Raw genomic sequence first — 22,495 nt, forward strand, 5'->3', positions numbered from 1 at the left:
CCTTCTGTGACGTCAGCTGGTCCGAATTGGAAATGCCGGCGAAGCCAGATTGACCGGCAAATACTCTAATCATTGCGGCAAAAAAACAGAGCGGAAAGACGCATCTGAGGAAACGCCCTTCCGCCCTTATCATCGCTGCCATCCGGCGGGAAAGCAGCGACAATTCATAAATTCTCGCAATCAGGCGTCGTGACGCTTGTTCCACTCGTCAACCTGCCGATCCGCTTCATCCTTGGCGATGCCGTAGCGTTCCTGGATCTTTCCAGCCAACAGCTTACGGTCGCCTTCGATGACGTCGAGATCGTCATTGGTGAGTTTTCCCCATGCCTTCTGAACGTGACCCTTAACCTGTTCCCAACTGCCTTGCATACGATCGTTGTTCATAATTATCTCCTGAATTCAATATGTTAATCTGGGAGATATCTTAGCGGCCCGCGGGCTAAGTTTTCGACGCTTGAGCGTCCGGGTTTCATAAGAAAGGCATAAGGCCTTTGCGATCAGAATAGCACACTGGGCAGCTTTTGCGGCACACAGTAGCCTTTTTCTCCGAGATGGCTATCGCCTCCCAGGCGGCTGTTCTCGATATCTTCGGCGTAGAAGGCGCCATTTGAGCGATCAAGCGTGATACGCAGCGCGCTACCCCTGCGAGTGACGCGGTTGACCAGGTAATAGGCCGTGCCGCTAACCGTCGCCGAACAGCCAACATCAAGACATACCGATTGGCGTATCAATGACTGGTGCGCCGGATCAACAAAGAGGAACTTGAAATCGGCATTTTCGTCCGGAAAGACCGGGGACGGAAACAGGTCGATATAGAAGGTGCCCTGGGAAATGAAACGCGATCCACGTGTGACCTGGGTTTCGCACTTCAGGCTGACCTGACCGGTGGAAAAGGCGGGGGGGCGCACGACCTCCGGAGCGGGCATGGCGGCAGGCGGCGCAGTCAAAGGTTGACTTGTTACAGGCTGACTGATCGCAGGCGCGGAGGGAAGGGTGGACGGCAGCGCAGACGTCGCGGGGAACTGTGATTTTTCCGGGGACGAAGGGGTGAGCGCGGCGGCCATCTCCGGGCTGAGGGCAGGTGTCGAACCGGCACCTGTGCTGTAGGCTTTGTAAGGAATGGGTGTCGACGGTGTCACCGGCGCCGCAGCGGGCTTGGCCTTAGGCTTGACCCGCTTCTTGACGGGCTTGCGTACGACATCCTCTTCGAGCGAGCCTTCGGCATGGGCAATCGGAGCCAGAATAAGAGGCCCGGCCAGTAGCGCAACGCATAAAGCGATCAGCGGCTTCATGCGTCTTCGTCAAAACGGTTGGCGACCAATTCGACCAAGGCGTTGACGGCGTCCTCTGCCTGGGCGCCTTCGGCTTCGATACCGATCATCGTACCCTTTCCTGCGCCGAGCATGAGCAGGCCCATGATCGACTGCGCATCGACGCGATTATCGTCTTTGATGACATATATCTGTGCGTCAAATGAAGAGGCCAACTTCACGAACTTGGCCGAGGCCCGCGCATGCAGGCCCTTGTTATTGCAAATCTCGACGTCGGCACGCACGCTTTGTTCAGTCTCGCTCATTCACCGCCTCCCTGCCGGGGCGCGATGAGAATGAAAGCGTTCGCGGTTTTAGTCCAGTATTTAGTTAGCCCTCAAGCAGCGAAGCGGTGGGGCATCACAAAGCCCTCAATCAGCGAAGCGGTAGGGCATATTCAAAGCCCTCAATCAGCGAAGCGGTAGGGCGGGCGCTGCGGGTAAGTGGATCAATTGTCGCCCGACAGGACGTAGGACGCGACCGTGACGTATTTGCGGCCGGCCTCCTGGGCGTGGCAGACGCAGGCGCCGAGGTCCTCGTTCTTGCGCAGGGACGCCAGCTTTATGAGCATGGGCAGGTTCAAACCGGCAATCACTTCTGCTTTGGTTTGCTCCATGACCGAAATGGCCAGATTGGACGGCGTGCCGCCGAACATGTCGGTAAGCAGAATGACGCCATCGCCCGAATCGTTCTTGAAAGTGGCGTCGAGGATATCCTTACGGCGTTGAGCCACGTCATCGTCAGGGCCGATGCAAATAGCGGCGACCTGATTTTGCGGCCCCACCACATGTTCCATCGCGGATACGAACTCGTCAGCCAACTTGCCGTGAGTAACGATGACCAGTCCGATCATATAAGCATAATCCTTGCACCTTTTGTGCTAAACGCGCCGGTTATTCGCCGGAGAGCGAGTAGCCCAGCATCATAATCCCGATTTCATCGCACTGCAAAATGAGATTTACCGCCAACCTGCAAATTTTGCGCCGCCATAGAGGGGGTGTGTCAAATATGACAGGGCCGATACGGCAGGTAATAGATGGCCGCGATGACCTCGAATATGTAAGTCTTTTTAAGGGACTTTCAAGCGCAGCAGGAGTTTATTGAGGCTGGAGGCCTCGCGCGGGTTGAGGCGTATGGTCGGGATATTGTGTCCCAATATGGTAGTGACATCGTGTGCGGGTAAACGCTCAATCGGGTCAGATTGGACCAGGACAGCCAGACCGATGCGTGTTACCGGCCGGGTCCTGGCGGTCATAATGCCCAGCCCGCGCACTTCCATGCGCCCGGCGATGGTTTGAGGCGCCGTCGCATACAATGCGCCACCAGAGGCCCACAGGTAGCTGTAATCGTCGCTGACCAGGGCACAGCCGGCATCTATGGCACGCAATGCCAGGTCGCTTTTCCCGCTGCCGGACGGGCCAAGGATAAGCACACCGCGCCACTCGGACCCGACAAGCAGGCTGACGGTGGTGGCGTGGATGACAAGTTTGCTCATTGCGTCAGTTAATACACCGACGGCAACAGAATGCAAAAGCGCGCCCCAATCACGTTACCTGCCGCATCCTTGCGATTTTCGGCCCATATGCGGCCGCCATGCGCGGCGATGATCTGGCGTGAGATTGACAAGCCCAGGCCGGAATTCCTGCCGAAGCTCGTGCCCTTGGGACGCGAGGTGTAAAAGCGCTGGAAGATGGTTTCCAGATTGTCTTCCGGAATGCCGGGCCCGTCGTCTTCCAGAACGATGCTGAGCGGCAGGGCGGGATCGAGGCCGCTATGTTCCAGCCGCACGCGCACCTCGCCGCCTGGCGGCGAAAAGGAGCGGGCATTGTCGATCAGGTTGCGGAAGACCTGACCAAGCGGCCCTTCGCGCCCGCTGACCTTGGATGCGGCCGGTGTCAGGGTACGCTTGAAATCGACGCTCACCTCGCCGGCGATATGGCTTTGCTGATAGAGCGAGATGACGTCTTCCAGCAGGGCGCCGATCTCGACCGTGCGCGGGGTATCGCGCGACAGTTCGGCATCCAGACGCGAAGCGTTGGAAATGTCCGTAATCAGACGATCTGCGCGGCGGACATCCTGGTTGATGACAGCCAGCAATTTTTCCTTGGCGGCTTCGTTCTTGACCATGGGTAAGGTTTCGAGCGCGGACCGGATTGAGGTTAGGGGATTCTTGATCTCATGCGATACATCCGCCGCAAACCGGTCAATCTCTTCCATGCGCCGCCACAAGGTGTCGGTCATGCTTTCCAGGGACCGCGCCAGGACGCCGATTTCGTCGCGGCGAGCCTCCAGATCGGGCAGGGATATGGCGCGCGTCTGGGCCATGCGGACGCTGTCGGCAGCGGCGCTCAGGCGCTGGATCGGTCGTGACACCAGCCATGTCAGCAACAGAGACGACAACATGGTGACACCGAACGCGATCAGGATGAAGGGCAGCATGGCCAGACGCTGAGCCTGGACGATCTTGTCAACATCGCCGCCTTCTATGGTGAGGACGCCCAGCACTTCCTTGACGCGTTTCAACGGAATAGAAACGGAGACAATCTTGACGCCGCGTTCATTGGCGCGAACCGTGGCCGATTCCGATCCCGAAAGCGCCATCATCACTTCGGTGCGTAGTTGCTGCTCGGCCGCCTGGCGGAGGGCCTCGCGTTTGGACGTCTTATCCTTGGGAGGGGGCTCACCAGGCAGGCGGGCGGGCGCCAGGGCATGAACGTCAATTGTGTCGGAAAGCGGATATGAGTCGAGCAGTTGCTTGCCCTTGTCGTCGAACAGGCGGGCGCGCTGGCCGGCCGGTATAAACCGGCTGAGGACAAAGACGGCGTTTTCCGGTTCAAGGTGCGGCTGGGGCTCGCCTTCGGTCGAGACTTCGGCGATGACCTCGGCCATCAGTTCGGCCTGGGAGGTCAGGGATTTGATCTGGGTGACGATCAAACTGCGGCGCAGGTCGCTGAGGACCAGTGCACCAATGACCAGAATGACCAGCCCAAGCAGGTTCAGCCCGAAAATCAGCCGTCCAAGACGGGATTGACCGAAGGGGAACCGTTTAAACCAGGGTCTGGCCATCAGCCACTTTCCAGAATATCAGGGAAGCCTGAGCTTCCTGGCGAAGGGTCATGCGACGTTCGGACCGGGTTTGCCGCCAAATCGAGACGTCTTGGTCCAAACGTCTCGGCCTAGATTTCCCGGTAGCGGTAACCGACACCGTAGAGGGTTTCGATCGAATCGAAGGTCGGGTCCACCTGGCGGAATTTCTTGCGCATGCGCTTGACGTGGCTGTCGATGGTGCGGTCATCGACATATACCTGGTCATCATAGGCGGCATCCATCAGGTTGTCGCGGCTCTTCACAAAGCCGGGACGCTGGGCGAGGGCATGCAGCAGAAGGAATTCTGTGACGGTCAGGCGAACCGGCTTGCCGTCCCACGTGCATTCGTGGCGGGCGGCGTCCATGACCAGTTTACCGCGCTTGAGAGACTTGGCGTTCAGTGCTTCTGTAACTTCTGGCGCCTCGCCCTGCTCGACAATGCCGGCGCGGCGTAGCACGGCCTTGACGCGTTCCAGCAGCAAGCGTTGCGAGAACGGCTTGTGCATATAGTCGTCGGCGCCGAGGTTGAAACCGAGAACTTCGTCGATTTCGTCGTCCTTGGATGTCAGGATGATGACGGGGAGGTTGGAGGTGGCGCGCAGGCGACGCAACACTTCCATGCCGTCCATGCGGGGCATCTTGACGTCGAGGATGGCGAGATCGGGCGGATCCTTTTCAAGCGCTGCCAGGCCGGCAGCACCGTCGTAATAGGCCTGTATCGTGTGTCCGCCGCTTTCCAGCGCCAAGGAGACGCTGGTGACAATGTTTTCGTCGTCGTCGACCAAGGTAATTCTGGCCATATTTTCTCCAGTCCGCAGGTGAAGCCTGCCTGTTTCACTACCCATGCCAAATCGAATTACAAAAATTCCATTCGGATTTTGGACAGGCGCGTTCGATGCATACAACCTTAGGCGCGTTCTTTTAAAGGCGTCAACGCGGCGAATTCGCGGCCATAAGGATAATTTAATATCATATGTGTAAGATTTTGAAGAATATCAAGCAGGTGACAAACACGCATGAGCCACCATCCGGTGCATTACGAGTTGTTTTCGCGCCGCACCCCGCAGGCCTCGTGGGTGCTCGAAATGGCGTCCGAAACGCGCAACCTGGTTATGGAAGCAGCGGAGGACATGCTGAAAGGCGGCCGTTCGGCGGTTCGCGTCTCCAAGGAGATATACGACCAAGATAGCGGAGAGTTCCGCAGCCTGACCGTCTTTGAAAAGGGCATTACGGCGCCGCCTAAGAAGCTGAAGCTGGCGCCCGACACCGACACAATCTGCACCAGCCCTCAGGATCTTTATACCCCGCTGGCCCGCGAAAAAATCTCGCGGCTGCTGGAAGACTGGCTGAATAAGCAACAGGTAACGCCGTTTGAACTGTTGCATCGCCCGGACCTGGCCGAAAAACTGGAAGCATCTGGCAGCGACCTGCTGCATGTCGTGCAAAAGCTGTCCGTGCCGGAAAGTCATGAAACCGGCCAGGACCTGCACAATCTGATGCGGCGCTGGACAGCTTTGTTCGACAAGGCCTGCACGCGCCTGATTCAGGATGGCCGAAAGAATCTGTTTCCGGCCGCCTCGCCAGAAACGGCCGTGCCCTTGGCGGGCCGGTTACAGGCTCATCCGGAACGCGCCTATGTCTTGGGTGGCGCCATCGCGGCAGCGCTTAAGCCGCATCAGCGTCCCGCCGCGAAGCTTGAATTGCTCTTACGCTTTGCACAAGCCTTCGCCGATGAAGAGACCTGCGGCTGGGCCCTGCTGGTGATCGAAGGCCCGATTGTAGAGATTTTCGCGTCGCGCGCCACTTTGAATGACGTGCTGGGCCAGGAAACGGACCTGGGGGATTCCATGGCCGTCATGACGCGAATGGCGGCGGGCCGCGAAGTTGCCTGCATCGCCGACATCGACCCGCGCGTGGCGCGGCTGATGCCGCCGCTGGACGGTGTGCTGGGCGGCTATCACGATTTGATTCGTGACGGTCATCTGCCCCATTTGGCGACCAACATATCGCGTCGCCTTATGCAGGAACTGAAGGGGCCGCGCCGCCTGAAGCCGGGCAATCCGGATGGCGAGATCGAGACATTGCGTGTCCTGGCCCTGTGCATGACGGCCGCGGGCCGCGACGAAGCCCAGCGCGAAGATATCAAGGACGCATTTGCGGAGCGCTCCAAGAAGCTGGTGTCCGCCGATTTCGTTGACAGCCTGCTGCAAACCGCGACATCGCCTGCGGATGAGGCCGACAAGCTGATCTGGCTATGCGAAAACATGGTCGGCGCTGCTAATAAGCGCCAGGCGGCACGCTGGTTGACCCAGACTGTCGGCGCGGCCAAGTTCGAGCGCTATATGCGTGAAAGCGGCCAGGGCAATACCCGGTCGCCGGCGCAACGCCTGCTGGCTCTGGCTCAGATGCAGGACCGCGTCCGCGCTGCGGCACTTATCGATCAGGACGGTCAGGAGATCAGCCTGAAGCTGGGGCAGATCGGTGATCGGATTGCCGGCGAGATCAAGCTGCTGGCGCATGTGGTGCGGGGCAATGCCTCACCGATGCAGAAATTATCCATGCTGCTCAGTTTCGCGTCAGGCCGGTCGGCGCCATTGGGGCCATTGAGCGACCAGGCGAAGGCCGAAGTGATGCGCATGCTGCGCGACCCGCAAATCCGCTCCGGCCTGTCATCGCAGCCGCAGATACTCGCGACCTTGCGACCGATGATGCAGGCGGCCGGCCTGGCAGCCTAGCGGACGTAACGCCGGATTCGGAACAGGCCGCAGATGTCAGGCCAGGTGCCTGAAATTCAGCTCAAGCAGCACATTGTTGGGATCGACCACGAACAGTTGCGTCAGATTGATTTCCGGTAGTTCTGCGCGTTCGTACCGCAGGCCACGAGCCTCCAGCTTTTGCACCATGTCCTCCAGCCCATCGCATTCGAAGGCGACATGATGGATGGCGCCGGTCGGACCGCCGGGAATGACTTCGCGCGCATAGGTGTTGTCGGTGCCGAACAGGTTGAGGTGAATGACCGCGCGGCTCTCGCTGTCATATAACCATTGTCGTTCTTCTGGCTTGCGACGCGGCGCGGTGCGCGCCTCAAGTCCCAGCAGCTCACCGTAAAAGGCGATGGTCCGCGCCATGTCGCGCGTCTGAATATTGATATGGTTGAGATTCTTTACGATCATATTGTCACCATAAGCAAAAAGCGTGGCGATGTTCAATCGCCGCGCCTTTGCCTATCGTGTTTTGCCCCAGTTGTGGGTAGGGCTATGCCGCCCGCACGTGCGCCAGGAAGCTATTGATCTGGCTGCGCAGGTTTGACGCCTGATGGGCCAGTTCTGCCGATGCGCTGAGGACCTGAGAGGCGCCCGCGCCGGTTTCCTCGGCCATGCGCGCCACCCCGGTGATATTGTAGGTGACTTCCTGCGTGCCAGATGACGCCTGATTGACGGCGTGGACGATTTCACTGGTCGCCGCGCCCTGTTGTTCCACAGCGGCGGCGATGGTGGAAGAGGCGATGTTGATGTCGCGGATCGTGCCGGTAATGTTGCCAATCGCTTCAACCGCACGCTGGGTCGTGGTCTGAATGCTGCCGATATGCTGGCTGATTTCGGCGGTGGCCTTGCTCGTCTGCTGGGCCAATTGCTTAACTTCGGCGGCGACGACCGCGAAGCCCTTGCCGGCCTCTCCCGCGCGCGCCGACTCGATCGTGGCGTTTAGCGCCAGCAGGTTGGTCTGGGCGGCAATGCCGGTGATCATGTCGACAATGCCGGTGATGCGGCCTGCGGCCTGGGACAGTTCGAAGACGATGGCGGCGGTGGCGTCCGCTTCGGTCACGGCAGCGCGGGCCTTAGCCGACGAATGTTCGACCTGGCGACCGATCTCGGACACGGACGCGCCGAGCTCTTCGGCTGAACCGGCGACGGAGGTGACATTGGTGCCGGCCTCTTCGGCGGCGGCGGAGACGGAAATGGCCTGGGCGGCGGATTCCTGGGCAGAAGACGTCAATTGAGATGCCGTGGCTTGCATCTCTGTGGCCGCCGACGATACCATCTCGACGATACCGCCGACGGCATTTTCGAACTGATCGGCCAGTTCATACATGGTGCGTTTGCGCTGAACTTCCGCCTCTTCGCGTGCCTGACGGCTGTCTTCTTCTAGTTGATGCGTGCGGATCAGGTTGTCGCGGAAGATTTCGACGGTCATCGCCATATCGCCGATTTCATTGCGTTCACCGGTATTGGGAATAGCCACCGTCGTATCACCGTCGGCCAGTTTCTGCATAATGCTCGACATGCGCTTGATCGGCGTCGAGATCGTGCGGATCATCACGAAGCCTATGGCACCGCAGATCAGAGCGGTAAACACAAGGGCAAACATAATCAGTGTCACAGCCGATTTGCCGAGCGCCAATCCGGCCTGCGCGGCGTTATGGCCTTCGGTGAGTTGGTAGGCACGGTCGGCGCGGATAGCGGTGCGGGCAAGGTTGGCGCTGTCTTGCATATTGCCGAAATAGAGGTTTACGGCACCGGTCATGTCGCCGGCATTGGCTTTGTCGAGCAATGCGTCGCTAGTGGCGATATAGACGCCGACAGAGGTATTGATCGAGTCGGCTAAGGATTCCTCCTTACCCTTGGTGATCAGCGGCTTATAGGCAGCCAGCGAGTTTGAAACAGCTTTCTCCGAATCCCTGATCATGTCGGCCAGTGCCGGTTTCTTTTCGGCCGGAGCCAGCAAGTACTGGCCTTGGCGCGCGCGAAGCCGTTCGAAGTCCTGGGACAGGTCCCCCAGCACATTGGCGGACGGCAGCCAGTTGGTGCCCACGTCGTTGGCAGCGGCGTTTACGGCGCTGAGGCGCAGGATCGAGAAGATGCCGAGCGCGGCAGTGGCGCACAAGACCACGGCAAATGCCGCAATGACACGTGCACGGATCGTCATGTTTTTCAGCATTTAAGCCGTTCCCAAGGGCCGGACACGGGACAAGTCGCATCCGGCAGCCTGCGCAAACTGCGGTGGATGGGTGGCCCTAATACGCAGCCCGTTTCGACACTTTACGGAAAATGTCGTTTTAGGGTGAATAATGAATTAATTTTTACCAACGCTAGACGTTTTCAGGCGGATTTTGCCTCTGAAATTTCAACGTGTGGCATTAGTGCGCTTCGTCCCAGTTAAGAGCGGCATGAGCTTCAACCACAAGCGGGACGCTCATTTCAAGTGCGGGCAGGGTGGCGTCGGACATAATCCGCTTGATCAGCGGCATGACGGTTTCAACCTCGGCCTCCGGCGCTTCAAAAATCAGTTCGTCGTGGACCTGAAGCAACATGCGGGTGGAGAAGCCTGCGTCGCTAAGCGCCTTGGGCATGCGCATCATGGCACGGCGGATAACGTCCGCGGCCGTGCCCTGGATCGGCGCGTTGATGGCGGCGCGTTCGGCGAAGGCCTTGAGCGCCCCGGCCTTGCCGTTGATTTCGGGGATGTGAATCTTGCGCCCCATCAGGGTGGTGACGAAGCCGTGTTCCCGCACAAACGCCTTGGTGGCGTCCATATAGTCCTTGATGCCGGGAAAGCGTTCGAAATAGGTCTTGATGTAGCGCCCGGCCTCTCCCTGATCGATACCGAGCTGGTTGGCCAGGCCGAAGCCCGAAATGCCGTAGATGATACCGAAATTGATCGCCTTGGCACGGCGGCGGATTTCCGAAGTCATCTCGGCCATCGGCGTATTGAACATTTCCGACGCGGTCATGGCGTGGATATCATCGCCGCGCGCGAAGGCCTGTTTCAATTGCGGAATGTCGCCGATATGGGCCAGGATGCGCAGTTCGATCTGCGAATAGTCGGCGCTGATCAACTTATGTCCTGGTTTGGCGATGAAGGCCTGCCGAATTTTACGCCCCTCCTTGGTGCGGATCGGGATGTTCTGTAAATTCGGTTCGTTGGACGACAGCCGGCCCGTCGGCGTCGCCGCCAGATGGAAACTGGTATGTATGCGCTGGGTCTGTGCGTCGGCGTAGGTCACCAACGCATCGGTATAGGTGCCTTTTAGCTTGGCCATCTGACGGTAATCGAGCAGCAGCCGCGCTAGGGGTTGGCCGGCTTCGGTCCCCCCCTTGCCCTCGGCGATCTCCTCCAAGGTCTTTGCATCCGTCGCCCATTGTCCCGACGCCGTGCGCTTGCCGCCGGGCAGGTTCATCTCATCATAAAAGATGGCGCCCAATTGTTGGGGGCTGTTCATGTTGAACGGTCGGCCGACCAGGTTTTGCGCCTCGGCTTCGATCTCGGCCATACGGGTACCAAAATCGTGCGACAAGGATTGCAAGACCGCCGGATCGATGCGGATTCCGGCCAGTTCCATTTCGGACAGGACGGCGGGCATCTGGCGTTCCAGGGTTTCATAGACCGTAAGCAGGCCTTCGCGTTGCAGGCGCGGCTTGAGTATCTGCCACAGGCGCAAGGTGACATCGGCGTCTTCGGCGGCATATTCGGTGGCGGCCTTGAGCTCGACATATTTGAACGACTTGGCCGTTTTGCCGCTGCCGGCCACCTGCTTGAACGTAATGGGGGTGTGGCCCAGATGCTGTTCGGACAGCTCATCCATGCCGTGGCCGTGCAGACCGCCTTCCAGGACATAGGAGATCAACATGGTATCGTCATACGGCGCGACATCTATGCCGTAGCGGTGCAGGACCGACAGGTCGTATTTGATGTTCTGGCCGACCTTCAGAATCGTCGGATTTTCGAACAAAGGCTTCAACGCGGCGATGGCCTGCCTCAGATCAATCTGTTCCAGCCCGCCACCATCGCCGAAATCGAAGCCTTCGGTCGAGGTGTGGCCGAGCGGAATATAACAGGCCTGGTTCGGTCCGACGGCCAGTGAGATGCCGCACAGGTTGGCATGCGATGCCGACAGGTCGTCGGTTTCCGTGTCGACGGCGATGACCTGGGCGTCGTAGGCGCAAGCGATCCAGCGTTCCAGTTCGCTCAGGGTCTGCACGCAGACATATTTGTCGCGCTCGACCGGCTGAATGGCGGTCTCAGCGGGCCCCTTGACCGGTGCGCCGTAAAGCGGGCGCAGGATCGGTGCGGTCGGCACCTTGTCGAGCGCCGTTGACGAATCGAGATTGGACAGGGTGCCGCCGACCCGTCTTGCCAAAGAGGCAAATTCCATCACGCTCAAAAAGGCCGTCAGGACATCGGGCTCCGGTTGTTTCAAGGCGAATGTGTCGATGTCGACCGGCGTGGGGGAATCGCAGCGCAGTGTCACCAGTTCGCGCGACATCAGGATCTGGTCGCGGAAATCGATCAGGGTCTGGCGGCGTTTCTCCTGCTTGATCTCGGACGCGCGTGCCAGCAGGTTGTCGAGATTGCCGTATTCGAGCAGCAATTGCGCGGCGGTCTTGACCCCGATACCGGGTGCGCCCGGCACATTGTCGGCGGAATCACCGATCAGCGCCTGCGCATCGACGACTAGCTCCGGCGGCACGCCGAATTTCGCAATGACTTCCTCCCGCCCGACCAGCGTGCTCTTGACCGGATCGAGCATCATCACATCGTCGTCGATCAGCTGCATCAGGTCCTTATCCGACGAAATGATCGTGACCTTGAAACCGGCCTTCTTGGCCAGATGCGTATATGTACAGATCAGGTCGTCGGCTTCGAAGCCCAACTGTTCGACGGCGGGCAGGCCGAAGGCGCGGGTGGCGTCGCGGATCAGGGGAAACTGGGGGATCAGGTCTTCCGGGGCCGGGGGGCGGTGCGCCTTATACTGATCGTAAATTTCATTGCGGAAGGTGTGCGAAGACGCGTCAAAAATGACAGCCAGATGCGACGGCGCATCGTCGCCGCGGTTTTCCTTGATCAACTTGTACAGCATGTTGCAGAAACCGGCGACCGCTCCGATGGGCAGGCCGTCCGATTTGCGCGTCAGAGGGGGGAGGCCGTGATAGGCGCGAAAAATATAGCCCGACCCGTCAATCAGGACGAGGCGCTTCTGTTTTTCAGCCGGGGTGGTCGACGTGTCATCCATCTTGGGTCGGGTCTCTTGTCTGCGGTCAGCCTTCATACGGCGATCTGACGATCATGCCAAACAAAAGCGACAGCCATCGTCAGTATCGGTGACGTGGGCACTATGTCGCAGTGTCAGGCGGTTCCGTCTGTGTATAATAACCATGCAAATTTTATGGAAATGGAGTGGCAAATGTCCATGGTCAAAGATGCCGGTCATACGGCGGCGCGCATCAATATCAGCCGGATTCTCGAAATGTTTTTGCGCGGCGACATCACGCCGGGCGATGCCGTGGCCGATCTGAAAAAATTCTGCCATCCGCAACTGAGCAATGACGACGGCGCCGGTCTCGATGCCTATATCGCCAAGACCTTGGCTATGGTTCAGACGCGTGAATTCGACGTGGACAGCGCCTTAAGCCATCTGGTGGAACTGTCTGCCGCGAAGACGCTGGACGTCACGCAGACGCCGGTTTTCAAGGCGGTCTGACTACCAGCTTCCACTATTGGGCATGGACACCCACGGCTCCGCCGGAGGCTTTGGCCGGCCTTTTTGCAGCAGCTCGACCGAAATACCGTCCGGCGAGCGCACAAAGGCCATCGCCCCGTCACGTGGCGGGCGATTTATGACCACGCCCATATCGCTCAGATGCTGGCAAAGCGCGTAGATGTCATCAACCTCATAGGCCAGGTGACCGAAATTACGGCCGCCCTTATAGTCTTCGACCGCACCGGTTTCGTCGGGCCAGTTATAGGTCAGTTCGACATGCGCCTGGCCGCGTAGGGCTTCGGTCGGTGTTGCCATGTCCCGGTCTTCCGGCGCCGCCAGGAACACCAGCGTGAACCGGCCGGCGTCGTTGTCGATACGGCGCTGTTCATAAAGCCCCAGACCGTCGCAGTAGAAGCGCAGGGACGCGTCGATGTCCTTCACGCGGACCATGGTGTGCAGATAACGCATCAGCCTGGAAAGCCTGCGAACATGTTTGACATGCGCCTAGTGCTCGCCTTCGGGGCGCGGCGCCGGATCGTGATAGTCGTGGGCGTGATCCTTGTGCACGAACTTGCGGTCGCAATAGCCGCATTCCGCTGTGCCGTCCTCACCCAGCTCATAATAGGTCAGGGGGTGGCCCAAGGCGCCACCGCCGCCGTTGCAGGCGACTTTGTGCGTGTCGACATAGATGACTTCGGGGGCTGGGAGGGTGTCGCTCATGACGCTGCTGTACCTTAGGGGCAATTGGGGCGGAAACCGCTCCGATCCTTAAATCAAACCGCCTTGTGTCGTCAATTGAAGTGTGAAACCTTCGGTCGATACAACAGGGATGCAAATGAAACAGGGCGGCAAACTCGGTTCTATCCTGGGCGGCTCCATCGGCAATTTGGTCGAATGGTACGATTGGTACGCCTATTCGGCCTTTACCCTCTATTTTTCAAAGGCCTTCTTTCCCAATTCCAGCCCGACGGCCCAATTGCTCAATACGGCGGCCATTTTCGCCGTGGGGTTTTTCATGCGACCGATCGGTGGATGGCTGCTGGGTTGGTATGCCGACCGGTACGGGCGTAAAACCGCGCTGACCGCCTCGATTTTGTTGATGTGCGCAGGCTCCCTGATCATTGCCGTCACCCCGGGCTATGCCGCTATCGGCATTGCCGCACCTGCGCTTCTGTTGTTTGCCCGCCTATTGCAAGGCTTAAGCGTCGGCGGGGAATACGGCGCCAGCGCCACATACCTGTCGGAAATGGCCGGGGCGACCCACCGCGGGTTCTGGTCGAGTTTTCAGTATGTCACCCTGATCATGGGCCAGCTGATCGCGCTCGGTGTGTTGATCGCCTTGCAAAAGTGGCTGCTGACGCCTGAACAGCTCGACGCCTGGGGCTGGCGCATTCCCTTTGTCATCGGGGCTATTCTGGCCGTCACGGCCCTGTTCATCCGCACCCATATCGCCGAAACCCGTTCGTTCGAAGAGGGCCGCGCCTTTGCGCGCAATCGCACCTGGGCGCTTCTGAAAGACCATCCGTGGCAGGCGCTTCAGGTCGTGGGCCTGACGCTTGGCGGAACGGTCGCCTTCTATACCTACACCACCTACATGCAGAAGTTTTTGGTCAACACGACCGGCTGGAGCAAGAACGACGCCACCACCCTGTCGGCCCTGACCCTGTGCCTCTACATGCTGTTGCAGCCGGCGTTCGGCGCATTGTCGGACCGTATCGGCCGCCGTCCTCTGCTGATCGGTTTCGGCATGCTGGGCGTCCTGTTCACCGTGCCGATCATGAGCGCCTTAGCGACGGCGCAGGACTTCTGGACCGCCTTCGGACTGGTCATGGCGGCCCTGGTCATCGTTAGCGGCTATACATCCATTAATGCGGTGGTGAAGGCGGAGTTGTTTCCGTCGCATGTCCGGGCGCTTGGTGTCGCCTTGCCCTATGCCGTGGCGGTGTCGGTGTTTGGCGGATCGGCGGAATATGTCGCCCTTTGGCTGAAAAACGCCGGTCATGAATCGCACTTCTTTTGGTACGTGACCGCCTGTATCGCCGTTTCACTGCTGGTCTATGTCTTCACCGCCGATACCCGGCGGGCATCGGCTTTTGGCTCAGACGAGACGTGACCACGCCCTTTCCACCTGGGAGCGGAAAGGGCGTGGCCAAAAGGCAAGACTTGCGAAGGCATGCCTGGCGGCTATTCGTAGCCGTGCGCCGCCTCATTGATGACCAGTGACGGCATCTTGGAAAAATCCACCGCGACGGGCTGTGTGATTTTCGTCTGGTAGGTCTTGATGACATGCTCCAGGCGGCGGCGCACCTCCAGGGTGGTTTGGGCATTGGGATCGAGCGCCAGCGGCGACAGGCAAAAGTCGATGATGGCATCGGCTCGGTTCAGGGGATCCATTGTCATTACTCCTTATTCGGCGGCGAACTGTGCGGTCTCAGTTGAGGCTTTCATGGCGGTGGTGGAAGACTGGCCATTGGTGATCGTCTCGGCAATCTTGTCGAAATAGCCGGTGCCGACCTCGCGTTGGTGCCGGGTGGCGGTGTAGCCCCGTGCTTCGTTGGCGAACTCCCGCTGCTGAAGCTCGGAATAGGCCGCCATGCCGTGATCGCGGTAGCCGTCGGCCAATTCGAACATCGAATTGTTGAGGGCGTGGAAACCGGCCAAGGTGACGAACTGATACTTGTACCCCATGGCGCCCAATTCGCGCTGGAACTTGGCGATGGTCGCCTTGTCGAGCTTGGCTTCCCAATTGAACGACGGCGAACAGTTATAGGCCAGAAGCTTGCCCGGATACTGCTTGTGGACGGCTTCGGCGAAGCGGCGGGCGTCATCCAGGTCGGGGTGCGAGGTTTCCCACCACAACAGGTCGGCATAGCGCGCATAGGACAGGCCGCGGGCGATGCAGTGATCAAGGCCGGTGCCGGGTTTCAGACGGAAGAAGCCTTCGACGGTGCGGTTGTCGCGTTCGATGAAGGGGTGATCGCGTTCATCGACATCCGACGTGATGAGTTGCGCGGACTCCGCGTCAGTGCGGGCGACCGTAAGGGTCGGCACGCCCATGACATCGGCCGCCAGGCGCGCCGAAATCAGGTTGCGTTCGTGGGCCTGGGTCGGGATCAACACCTTGCCGCCGAGATGCCCGCACTTCTTTTCCGAGGCCAGTTGGTCTTCGAAATGGACGCCGGCGGCGCCCGCCTCAATGAAAGCCTTCATGATCTCGAAGCTGTTGAGCGGGCCGCCGAAACCGGCTTCGGCGTCGGCAACAATGGGGGCGAACCATTCGCGTTTGGCGCCGCCTTCACTGTGCTCGATCTGATCGGCGCGTTGCAGGGTGCGGTTGATGCGGCGGCACAGTTCCGGCGCGGCATTGGCTGGATACAGCGATTGGTCCGGATACATGGACGACGCAGTGTTGGAATCCGCCGCGACCTGCCAGCCGGACAGATAAATCGCCTTAAGCCCGGCGCGCACCATCTGCATGGCCTGGTTGCCGGTCATGGCGCCCAGCGAGTTGATGAATGGCTCGGTGTGCAAAAGGTCCCACAGACGGTTCGCGCCGCGTTCGGCCAGGGTGTGCTGGATAGGAAATGACCCGCGCAGCCTCAAAACGTCGGCCGGGGTGTAAGGGCGCTCGATGCCGTCGAACCGGTCGGGCGCGGCGGTGGGAACAAGGTCTTGAAAGGTTGTCATGTCGGTTATCCTTGAGACGATTGGCGCGAAGGCTGGGGTGGCGGCGGAACGCGGCGGGCGGCCATGAGAAGGCCAGGCGCGAACAGCCCGAAGGAGGCGGCGTAGGCGGTGGCCACGTCCCACGGGGTGGTAAAAGGTGTGGGGTCTGGTCTATTTGTCATAATATGTCTCCTTTCGGACGGTCTTGCCGTCGGTGTGCGTGGAGGCATAAAGCGCTTGTTTTGAAGGAAAATATAGAGCTAGGAGGGCGCAATTGGCGACATTTGGAAAATTGTGACATTGCAAATTTTGTAAATTTGTGACAATATGCCTATCTGTGAGGTGCCATGGCAGACCTGGATCGCAAACTGTTTCTCGGCGGGCGGCTAAAGCGGCTGCGTTATGATCTGTCCTTGACCCAGACCCAGATGGCCGCCGATCTGGGCGTGTCGGCCTCCTATCTCAACCATCTCGAACGCAATCAGCGGCCCGTGACGGCTCAGGTCCTGCTTAAGCTGGCCTCTACCTACGATCTGGACCTGCGCACCTTTACCGACGACAGCGAACCGGCGGGGGAGGCGGACCTGCTCGAGATCTTCGCCGATCCCCTGTTCAAGGACCTTCATTTGCCGCGCCGGGAAATATCCGAACTGGTCGCCGTATCGCCCATGGCGGCCGAAGCGGTGACGCGGCTGTACCGCGCCTATGTCGAACGTCGGAAACGCGACGCCGTGGCCATTGCGCCGGAAGACGCCGATCAGTCGCCCTCCGACTGGGTGCGCGACCAGATTCAGACTCATCACAACTTCTTTCCCGAACTGGACGAACTGGGCGAACGCCTGTTTGCGGTGCTGGGCGGCGATCCGCATGGCTTGGCCGAGGCGGCGCAAAAGCGGTTGGCCGAGGTCTATCGCATCGATATCCGGTTGATGCCGGCCCAGGTGATGATGATGTACCAGCGCCGCTTCGATCCGCACCGTCGCCGCCTGATGATTTCCGAGACGCTTGGCGCCTCATCGCGCCGTTTCGCCATCCTCTATCAATTGGCGCTTAGCGAATATGGCTCTGAAGTCAACGCCTTGGCGGAGAAGGCGCGGGCGCCGGACCTGGCGACACAGCGTCTGTACAAGATCGCCCTACTCAATGCCCTCGCCGCCGCGACCTTGATGCCTTATTCCGCTTTTCTGGAAATGGCCGAGCAAAACGCCTATGATATCGAGTTGTTGCGGGCGCCGTTCGAGGTGTCGTGGGAACAGGCATCTCAACGCCTGACCACCCTGTCACGGCCGGGTGCGCGCGGTGTGCCGTTCTTTCTGATGCGGATCGACAGCGCCGGCAATGTGTCCAAGCGTTTCGCCGCCGGACATTTCCCGTTTTCGAGATATGGTGGCGCCTGCCCGCGCTGGAATATCCATCAGGCCTTTCAAACACCAGGCCGCGTAATCACCCAGGTTATAGAAACGCCGGATGGCCTGCGCTATTTCACTGTATCGCGCACGCTTGATCGCAACCTCAGCCCCTATGCCGATGGGGCCTATTCCCAGGCGGCCATCGGCCTGGGTTGCGAATTGAAATATGCCGACAAGCTGATCTATGCCCGCGGGCTTGACCTGGCTCAGCCCAATGCGGTCCAGACCGGGCCGATGTGCCGTCTGTGCGAGCGGCCGAACTGTCGCGAACGCGCTGCGCCGCCGGCGGTCAAGGCGTTGCAGATCGACGAATGGATCAAGGGCGTGACCGCTTTTCCGTTTTGACCTTAATACGAATAATACCAAGTGCGTGGCCTCTGAGCGATATAAAGTCTGCATTTACACCTGTGCCCGAAGCGCATAGGTTGGCGCTATTCTGGGAGACACTATGTCGGGAGTTACGCTGAAGGACATTGCGCGCGAAGCGAACGTTTCGATCGCTTCGGCCTCCCGCGCCATAAACGGGCTGGACAATGTCACCGACGATGTGAAGGCGCGTGTCCTCGAAGCCGCCAAGCGTCTGCGTTATGTGCCGCACGGTGGCGCCCGTTCCCTGGTCATGTCGCGCACAAATACGGTCGGCGTTCTTCTGCCCGACATCTACGGCGAGTTTTTTGCCGAAATCATGCGCGGCGTCGATGTGGCGGCGCGGGCGCGTGATTTGCATGTGCTGGTGTCGGGCTCGCATGGCAATCCGGACGAAGCGGTGCGCGCGGTGCGGGCCATGGGTGGACGCGTCGATGGGCTGCTGGTCATGTCGCCGTTTGTCGAATCGCACGACTTGGCCGCCATCATCCCGCTCAACCTGCCGCTCGTGACCATTTCCAGCCGGATTGGCAAGGTGGGCCAGGGCTCGATCAGCGTCGATAATTTCGGTGGCGGCGTCACAGCGGCGCTGCACCTACTCGACCAGGGATGTCAGCGGATTGCGCATATTTCCGGGCCGAAGCACAATTTCGAAGCCGAGGAACGCAAGCGTGGCTTCCTTTCGGCGACCGAGGGCCGCACGCCGCAACTGTTCGAAGGCGACTTCACCGAGGCATCGGGCTATCGCGGCGCCAAGGCGTTCCTGGCGTCGGGCAACCGGCCGGACGGCATATTCGTGGCCAATGACATGATGGCGGTGGGGTGTCTTCTGGCCCTGCGCGAAGCCGGGCTGAACGTGCCGGAGGATATAGCCGTCGTCGGCTTCGACGACATTCCCATCGCGCGCTTTACCTCACCGCCCCTGACGACCTTACGAGTCGGCATCTTCGATATCGGACGGCGAGGGCTGGAGCTGCTGGTGGCCGCGCTCGACGAAGGCGAAATGAAGCCGCACGAAGGCCTGATCGTCACGCCCGAACTGGTTATCCGCGACAGCACGCGCCGCAAAATTACCTGAACGCATTTTAGCAGTTGAGTACAACGCCGCTTTCGCTTAGGTAGGCTTCTCAGGCCACAGGCACCCATAGCTCAGCTGGATAGAGCGTTGCCCTCCGAAGGCAAAGGTCAGAGGTTCGAATCCTCTTGGGTGCGCCATAATCCGCCGGTTCCACGCTATTATACGCGATTGCCACCTGTTATGTGTGGGACTGGATATGCAGTGCCAAACTTCCACGCTCCACATTTAAAAACGGCGGCATTCGGCGGAGAAAAGTTCGTATTCTCTGGATGGTAAAGATGGCCGACGAACAGCCAGCACCGGCGGGGAGGCCGATGCTGGCTGTGATCGTCCTTTGATGATCAGGACGCTTTGCGCTTATCGGTGACGGGCCTCATAGAGTGCGACCGCGTCGGCACCGCCCGGAAACTGAAGGCGACCTGTTGTGTCGTGGGCTGCATCCCAAATGGCCGCGGCGACATCCGTTTCCTTTGTTGTCATGGCGGGATGCGCAAACTCCGCGAAGATCGGCCCCGCGAAGCCGGCATAGGCAGGCGGGATCAGGTCTTCGATCCGCACGTCCGTATTCTGCGCAAAGCGCGTCGTCGGGGCATAGCCGGGCTCGACCAGTTTGGCGCGGACATTGAAATAGCCAAGTTCATGGGCGAGCGAGCCTGTGAAGCCCTCGATCGCCTGCTTGCTGGCGGTGTAGGCGGCGGCCAGTGGCATGGCGGTCAGTGTCACGCTTGAGGTCACGTTGACTATCACGCCGGAGCGGCGTTCGCGCATCTGCGGAATGACGGCCTGGCACATGGCCATGACGCCGAACGTGTTGGTGGCGAAGACCTTGCGGACATGCGCCATCGGCGTCGCCTCGAATGCGCCGACAACACCGATGCCGGCATTGTTGACCAGCACATCTATGGGGCCGGCGGCGGCGACGGCGGCGGCGATGCTCTCGTCGCTTGTGACATCAAGCGGCAGAATGCGCAGCCGGGGCGAGGCCGGGAAAAGGCTGGCGTCGGGGCGGCGCATCGTTGCTATGACATTCCACCCCTTGCCGAGGAAGTGGCGCGCCGTCTCCAGGCCGTAGCCAGAGGATGTGCCGGTGATCAGGATCGTTTGCATGGGAACCTCCATTCGTTTCAGATGGTTCCTTGATAGTCCGGATCGACTAGACGATCTATAATTAGAAATCCAATTATATTGCTCAATCGTCCAGATTATAATGAAGCGCCTCCGCGCCTCGATTTCAGGCGTGCCCGGCGCTGCCATTCATCCTGGCGAACTGCCCCGGCGGACATCCAAGCCGCTTGCGGAACGCCGTGCTGAAGGCGCTGGCCGAGTCGTAGCCGATGTCGTCGGCAATCCGGTCGAGCGTCTTTGCCCCGCGCAGCAAGGCATCTTTGGCCAGCGCCATCCGCCAGCGGACGAGATATTCGATCGGACCGCAGCCGAGCACCGCGCCAAATCGCGCAGCAAAGGCGGAACGCGATTGGCCGGCGATTCGGGCAAGGCCTGCGACTGTCCAGTCTGCGCGCACATCGGCATGCATCGCCGCAAGCACCCGTGCAAGCGCCGGATCGCGCATACCATGCAGCAGACCAGCGCGGTCTTCGCCCATGGTAGTTCCCTGCGAGCGAAGCGCTTCGATGAGAAGAACTTCGAGCATGCGCTGAAGGATCATATCCTTGCCCGGCTCGTCGCCACGGCACTCATCTGCAATGAGGTCGATCAGCCGGCCGAGCCGCGCCGATCGCCCTTCGGACGGCGGAACATGGATCATGCGCGGCAATAGGGCGAGCAGCAGCGGCGCATTCGCCGCCTCGATACGAAACGTGCCGCCAAGTGCCATGAAGTCCGCTTCATCCTCCTGCTCGCCATGGCGCACGGGCACATTCATCGGGTCTGTCGGCCTCCCGACCAGGCCGGGATGGCTGCTCAAGGTAAAGGCGGGGGTCGAGGGCAGCAGAAGAAATGCTCCCGTTTCCAGCTTCAAGAGCGCCTCGCCTTCAAATGCAATCCAGCATTCGCCCTTAAGAATGATCGTAAAGCCGGGGGCTTCATTCGCGGCATAGTGTACGGCCCAGGTGCCCCGGCCAGAAATGGGCTTCGAGATGGCCGTGTTCGGCCGAAGCAGGGCGATCACATCGCTGAGCGGGTCCACGTGGATGATCCATATAATATCGAGACAATTAATTATAGATCGTCCGAAAGGGCAAGTCCAGTGCCCGACGGCGGACCTGGCTACAGCTTGCGATAGGCAAACATGCTCGTCTCATAAGGGAAGGAAATGTCACCGCCCTTGGAGAGTTCAGGGGTGTGCGCGATCAGCGCCCTTACCTGCTTTTCGACTTCCGCCTGTTTCTGCTGAGGCAAGGCCGCGATGAAGCTGACGGATAATGTCCGTTTGACAATGACCTGGTCTGCCGTACCAACATGTGCGTTGCGGGCATGGCGCTCATCGATGAACTCAAATCCAGGTGCGGGAAAGACACGGCGCCATTCTCCCGTCACATAGCGGGGCGTATTTCCCTCCCACTCGTCCGTGATGGCGGACAGTTCAGCGACCCATGGCACGGTCTCGTCCCGCCCATTCCAAATGAGCCCCAGCACGCCGCCCGGCACGAGAACCCGCCTGATCTCCCGCAGGGCGGCGACGTTTGCGAACCAGTGAAAGGCCTGCGCGCAGACGACGGCATCAACGGATGCGTCTGGCAAGGGGATAGCTTCCGCCGATCCGGCCAGCGCCTCGACCTCCGGAAAGTCGGCCGTCAGTTGCGCGCGCATGGCATCGATAGGCTCAACGGCCATGAGCGTTGCCCCGCATTGCCTGAGCAAGGGCATGAACTTTCCGGTACCGGCACCCAGTTCCAGGACTTTTCGGCCGGGCCCGACACCCACGATGTCGCGCAACCAGTCCAGTGCCTCGGGCGGATAGCCAGGCCGCCCGCCGACATAGGCCGCAGCACCGGTCTTGTAGCCTTCAGATGATGTATGCATTGCAATGGACCTTGCTTGATGGAATTTTGCCTGATCGTCGAGGTGGGCGCATTTAGGCGGGCTTAGAGGGCTATGACGTAGACATAATTGTTATCATCACCGGGCGTGGTGCGCCAAA

At 59.9% G+C, this 22,495-nt stretch carries 23 protein-coding genes and 1 tRNA gene; 6 read left to right on the forward strand and 18 right to left on the reverse strand.

Features of this window, described 5'->3' with window-relative positions:
* Window positions 1–180 precede the first annotated feature (180 nt).
* The 7 genes from AEAC466_RS29415 to AEAC466_RS29445 all read right to left on the reverse strand — a co-directional run bounded on the left by AEAC466_RS29415 (window position 181) and on the right by AEAC466_RS29445 (window position 5,197).
* Window positions 181–384 carry a CsbD family protein gene (locus AEAC466_RS29415; protein ID WP_023457371.1) on the reverse strand — a complete coding sequence of 68 codons (204 nt, stop codon included), beginning with the start codon at window positions 382–384 and terminating at the stop codon, window positions 181–183.
* A 113-nt stretch (window positions 385–497) separates the two neighbouring features.
* A complete protein-coding gene (locus tag AEAC466_RS29420) occupies window positions 498–1,292 on the reverse strand; it encodes a hypothetical protein (protein ID WP_023457372.1) in 795 nt (264 codons plus the stop codon).
* A complete protein-coding gene (locus AEAC466_RS29425) occupies window positions 1,289–1,576 on the reverse strand; it encodes an HPr family phosphocarrier protein (RefSeq protein ID WP_023457373.1) in 288 nt (95 codons plus the stop codon). The genes AEAC466_RS29420 and AEAC466_RS29425 overlap by 4 nt, the downstream gene beginning before the upstream one ends.
* A 182-nt stretch (window positions 1,577–1,758) precedes the next feature.
* Window positions 1,759–2,163 carry a PTS sugar transporter subunit IIA gene (locus AEAC466_RS29430; protein ID WP_023457374.1) on the reverse strand — a complete coding sequence of 135 codons (405 nt, stop codon included), beginning with the start codon at window positions 2,161–2,163 and terminating at the stop codon, window positions 1,759–1,761.
* A gap of 216 nt (window positions 2,164–2,379) precedes the next feature.
* Entirely contained in the window at window positions 2,380–2,805 is a 426-nt protein-coding gene (locus AEAC466_RS29435) for an HPr kinase/phosphorylase (RefSeq protein ID WP_023457375.1), read from the reverse strand.
* 8 nt (window positions 2,806–2,813) lie between these two features.
* Window positions 2,814–4,376 (reverse strand): HAMP domain-containing histidine kinase, encoded by a 1,563-nt coding sequence (locus AEAC466_RS29440; RefSeq protein ID WP_023457376.1) that lies wholly within the window; start codon window positions 4,374–4,376, stop codon window positions 2,814–2,816.
* A gap of 110 nt (window positions 4,377–4,486) precedes the next feature.
* Complete coding sequence (locus AEAC466_RS29445) at window positions 4,487–5,197, reverse strand: response regulator transcription factor (RefSeq protein WP_023457377.1); 711 nt, start codon at window positions 5,195–5,197, stop codon at window positions 4,487–4,489.
* 216 nt (window positions 5,198–5,413) lie between these two features.
* Between AEAC466_RS29445 and AEAC466_RS29450 the strand changes: the two genes are divergently transcribed.
* On the forward strand, window positions 5,414–7,132 hold the full coding sequence (locus AEAC466_RS29450) for a hypothetical protein (protein ID WP_023457379.1): 1,719 nt from the start codon (window positions 5,414–5,416) through the stop codon (window positions 7,130–7,132).
* 36 nt (window positions 7,133–7,168) lie between these two features.
* On the opposite strand, the gene AEAC466_RS29455 is transcribed toward AEAC466_RS29450, so the two are convergent.
* The 3 genes from AEAC466_RS29455 to polA form a co-directional block, all read right to left on the reverse strand.
* Window positions 7,169–7,570, reverse strand: coding sequence for a VOC family protein (locus AEAC466_RS29455; RefSeq protein ID WP_031238419.1), 402 nt, complete (start codon window positions 7,568–7,570; stop codon window positions 7,169–7,171).
* 82 nt (window positions 7,571–7,652) lie between these two features.
* Window positions 7,653–9,335, reverse strand: coding sequence for a methyl-accepting chemotaxis protein (locus AEAC466_RS29460; protein WP_023457381.1), 1,683 nt, complete (start codon window positions 9,333–9,335; stop codon window positions 7,653–7,655).
* A gap of 199 nt (window positions 9,336–9,534) precedes the next feature.
* Complete coding sequence (gene polA / locus AEAC466_RS29465; RefSeq protein ID WP_023457382.1) at window positions 9,535–12,408, reverse strand: DNA polymerase I; 2,874 nt, start codon at window positions 12,406–12,408, stop codon at window positions 9,535–9,537.
* A 171-nt stretch (window positions 12,409–12,579) separates the two neighbouring features.
* Between polA and AEAC466_RS29470 the strand changes: the two genes are divergently transcribed.
* Window positions 12,580–12,876, forward strand: a complete 297-nt coding sequence (locus tag AEAC466_RS29470) for a hypothetical protein (protein ID WP_155913535.1) — start codon at window positions 12,580–12,582, stop codon at window positions 12,874–12,876.
* Here the strand turns inward: AEAC466_RS29470 and AEAC466_RS29475 are convergent, their stop codons facing one another.
* Together AEAC466_RS29475 and AEAC466_RS29480 are read right to left on the reverse strand one after the other, a co-directional pair.
* Window positions 12,877–13,344, reverse strand: coding sequence for a VOC family protein (locus AEAC466_RS29475; protein WP_023457384.1), 468 nt, complete (start codon window positions 13,342–13,344; stop codon window positions 12,877–12,879).
* A 36-nt stretch (window positions 13,345–13,380) separates the two neighbouring features.
* Window positions 13,381–13,596: a zinc-finger domain-containing protein gene (locus tag AEAC466_RS29480; protein WP_023457385.1), complete on the reverse strand. Its 216-nt coding sequence runs from the start codon at window positions 13,594–13,596 to the stop codon at window positions 13,381–13,383.
* A 115-nt stretch (window positions 13,597–13,711) separates the two neighbouring features.
* Between AEAC466_RS29480 and AEAC466_RS29485 the strand changes: the two genes are divergently transcribed.
* Entirely contained in the window at window positions 13,712–14,989 is a 1,278-nt protein-coding gene (locus AEAC466_RS29485; RefSeq protein ID WP_023457386.1) for an MFS transporter, read from the forward strand.
* A 71-nt stretch (window positions 14,990–15,060) separates the two neighbouring features.
* Here AEAC466_RS29485 and AEAC466_RS29490 read toward each other — a convergent pair whose 3' ends face one another.
* Genes AEAC466_RS29490 through AEAC466_RS44405 form a run of 3 tightly spaced genes read right to left on the reverse strand, consistent with a single transcriptional unit; the run spans window position 15,061 to window position 16,724 of the window.
* Window positions 15,061–15,270, reverse strand: coding sequence for a hypothetical protein (locus AEAC466_RS29490; RefSeq protein WP_023457387.1), 210 nt, complete (start codon window positions 15,268–15,270; stop codon window positions 15,061–15,063).
* 12 nt (window positions 15,271–15,282) lie between these two features.
* Window positions 15,283–16,563 carry an isocitrate lyase gene (gene aceA, locus AEAC466_RS29495; protein WP_023457388.1) on the reverse strand — a complete coding sequence of 427 codons (1,281 nt, stop codon included), beginning with the start codon at window positions 16,561–16,563 and terminating at the stop codon, window positions 15,283–15,285.
* Between the two features lie 5 nt (window positions 16,564–16,568).
* Window positions 16,569–16,724 (reverse strand): hypothetical protein, encoded by a 156-nt coding sequence (locus tag AEAC466_RS44405; RefSeq protein WP_155913537.1) that lies wholly within the window; start codon window positions 16,722–16,724, stop codon window positions 16,569–16,571.
* Between the two features lie 165 nt (window positions 16,725–16,889).
* Here AEAC466_RS44405 and AEAC466_RS29500 point away from each other — a divergent pair, with 165 nt between their 5' ends.
* The 3 genes from AEAC466_RS29500 (at window position 16,890) to AEAC466_RS29510 (ending at window position 19,532) form a co-directional block, all read left to right on the forward strand.
* Window positions 16,890–18,296 (forward strand): helix-turn-helix domain-containing protein, encoded by a 1,407-nt coding sequence (locus AEAC466_RS29500; protein WP_023457389.1) that lies wholly within the window; start codon window positions 16,890–16,892, stop codon window positions 18,294–18,296.
* Between the two features lie 103 nt (window positions 18,297–18,399).
* Window positions 18,400–19,395 carry a LacI family DNA-binding transcriptional regulator gene (locus tag AEAC466_RS29505; protein ID WP_023457390.1) on the forward strand — a complete coding sequence of 332 codons (996 nt, stop codon included), beginning with the start codon at window positions 18,400–18,402 and terminating at the stop codon, window positions 19,393–19,395.
* A gap of 60 nt (window positions 19,396–19,455) precedes the next feature.
* A tRNA-Arg gene (locus AEAC466_RS29510) sits at window positions 19,456–19,532 on the forward strand.
* 220 nt (window positions 19,533–19,752) lie between these two features.
* On the opposite strand, the gene AEAC466_RS29515 is transcribed toward AEAC466_RS29510, so the two are convergent.
* The 3 genes from AEAC466_RS29515 to AEAC466_RS29525 form a co-directional block, all read right to left on the reverse strand.
* Entirely contained in the window at window positions 19,753–20,502 is a 750-nt protein-coding gene (locus AEAC466_RS29515) for an SDR family oxidoreductase (protein WP_031238421.1), read from the reverse strand.
* A gap of 124 nt (window positions 20,503–20,626) precedes the next feature.
* A complete protein-coding gene (locus AEAC466_RS29520; RefSeq protein ID WP_023457392.1) occupies window positions 20,627–21,541 on the reverse strand; it encodes an AraC family transcriptional regulator in 915 nt (304 codons plus the stop codon).
* Between the two features lie 80 nt (window positions 21,542–21,621).
* Entirely contained in the window at window positions 21,622–22,377 is a 756-nt protein-coding gene (locus tag AEAC466_RS29525) for a class I SAM-dependent methyltransferase (protein WP_023457393.1), read from the reverse strand.
* Between the last annotated feature and the right edge of the window lie 118 nt (window positions 22,378–22,495).

Source organism: Asticcacaulis sp. AC466, from assembly GCF_000495815.1.
Classification (GTDB): Bacteria; Pseudomonadota; Alphaproteobacteria; order Caulobacterales; family Caulobacteraceae; genus Asticcacaulis.

Bases quoted from the DNA above. Each gene is read 5' to 3' on its own strand.
- AEAC466_RS29415 (WP_023457371.1), bottom strand. From the start codon at position 384: ATGAACAACGATCGTATGCAAGGCAGTTGGGAACAGGTTAAGGGTCAC.
- AEAC466_RS29420 (WP_023457372.1), bottom strand. From the start codon at position 1,292: ATGAAGCCGCTGATCGCTTTATGCGTTGCGCTACTGGCCGGGCCTCTT.
- AEAC466_RS29425 (WP_023457373.1), bottom strand. From the start codon at position 1,576: ATGAGCGAGACTGAACAAAGCGTGCGTGCCGACGTCGAGATTTGCAAT.
- AEAC466_RS29430 (WP_023457374.1), bottom strand. From the start codon at position 2,163: ATGATCGGACTGGTCATCGTTACTCACGGCAAGTTGGCTGACGAGTTC.
- AEAC466_RS29435 (WP_023457375.1), bottom strand. From the start codon at position 2,805: ATGAGCAAACTTGTCATCCACGCCACCACCGTCAGCCTGCTTGTCGGG.
- AEAC466_RS29440 (WP_023457376.1), bottom strand. From the start codon at position 4,376: ATGGCCAGACCCTGGTTTAAACGGTTCCCCTTCGGTCAATCCCGTCTT.
- AEAC466_RS29445 (WP_023457377.1), bottom strand. From the start codon at position 5,197: ATGGCCAGAATTACCTTGGTCGACGACGACGAAAACATTGTCACCAGC.
- AEAC466_RS29450 (WP_023457379.1), top strand. From the start codon at position 5,414: ATGAGCCACCATCCGGTGCATTACGAGTTGTTTTCGCGCCGCACCCCG.
- AEAC466_RS29455 (WP_031238419.1), bottom strand. From the start codon at position 7,570: ATGATCGTAAAGAATCTCAACCATATCAATATTCAGACGCGCGACATG.
- AEAC466_RS29460 (WP_023457381.1), bottom strand. From the start codon at position 9,335: ATGCTGAAAAACATGACGATCCGTGCACGTGTCATTGCGGCATTTGCC.
- polA (WP_023457382.1), bottom strand. From the start codon at position 12,408: ATGGATGACACGTCGACCACCCCGGCTGAAAAACAGAAGCGCCTCGTC.
- AEAC466_RS29470 (WP_155913535.1), top strand. From the start codon at position 12,580: ATGTCCATGGTCAAAGATGCCGGTCATACGGCGGCGCGCATCAATATC.
- AEAC466_RS29475 (WP_023457384.1), bottom strand. From the start codon at position 13,344: ATGCGTTATCTGCACACCATGGTCCGCGTGAAGGACATCGACGCGTCC.
- AEAC466_RS29480 (WP_023457385.1), bottom strand. From the start codon at position 13,596: ATGAGCGACACCCTCCCAGCCCCCGAAGTCATCTATGTCGACACGCAC.
- AEAC466_RS29485 (WP_023457386.1), top strand. From the start codon at position 13,712: ATGAAACAGGGCGGCAAACTCGGTTCTATCCTGGGCGGCTCCATCGGC.
- AEAC466_RS29490 (WP_023457387.1), bottom strand. From the start codon at position 15,270: ATGGATCCCCTGAACCGAGCCGATGCCATCATCGACTTTTGCCTGTCG.
- aceA (WP_023457388.1), bottom strand. From the start codon at position 16,563: ATGACAACCTTTCAAGACCTTGTTCCCACCGCCGCGCCCGACCGGTTC.
- AEAC466_RS44405 (WP_155913537.1), bottom strand. From the start codon at position 16,724: ATGACAAATAGACCAGACCCCACACCTTTTACCACCCCGTGGGACGTG.
- AEAC466_RS29500 (WP_023457389.1), top strand. From the start codon at position 16,890: ATGGCAGACCTGGATCGCAAACTGTTTCTCGGCGGGCGGCTAAAGCGG.
- AEAC466_RS29505 (WP_023457390.1), top strand. From the start codon at position 18,400: ATGTCGGGAGTTACGCTGAAGGACATTGCGCGCGAAGCGAACGTTTCG.
- AEAC466_RS29515 (WP_031238421.1), bottom strand. From the start codon at position 20,502: ATGCAAACGATCCTGATCACCGGCACATCCTCTGGCTACGGCCTGGAG.
- AEAC466_RS29525 (WP_023457393.1), bottom strand. From the start codon at position 22,377: ATGCATACATCATCTGAAGGCTACAAGACCGGTGCTGCGGCCTATGTC.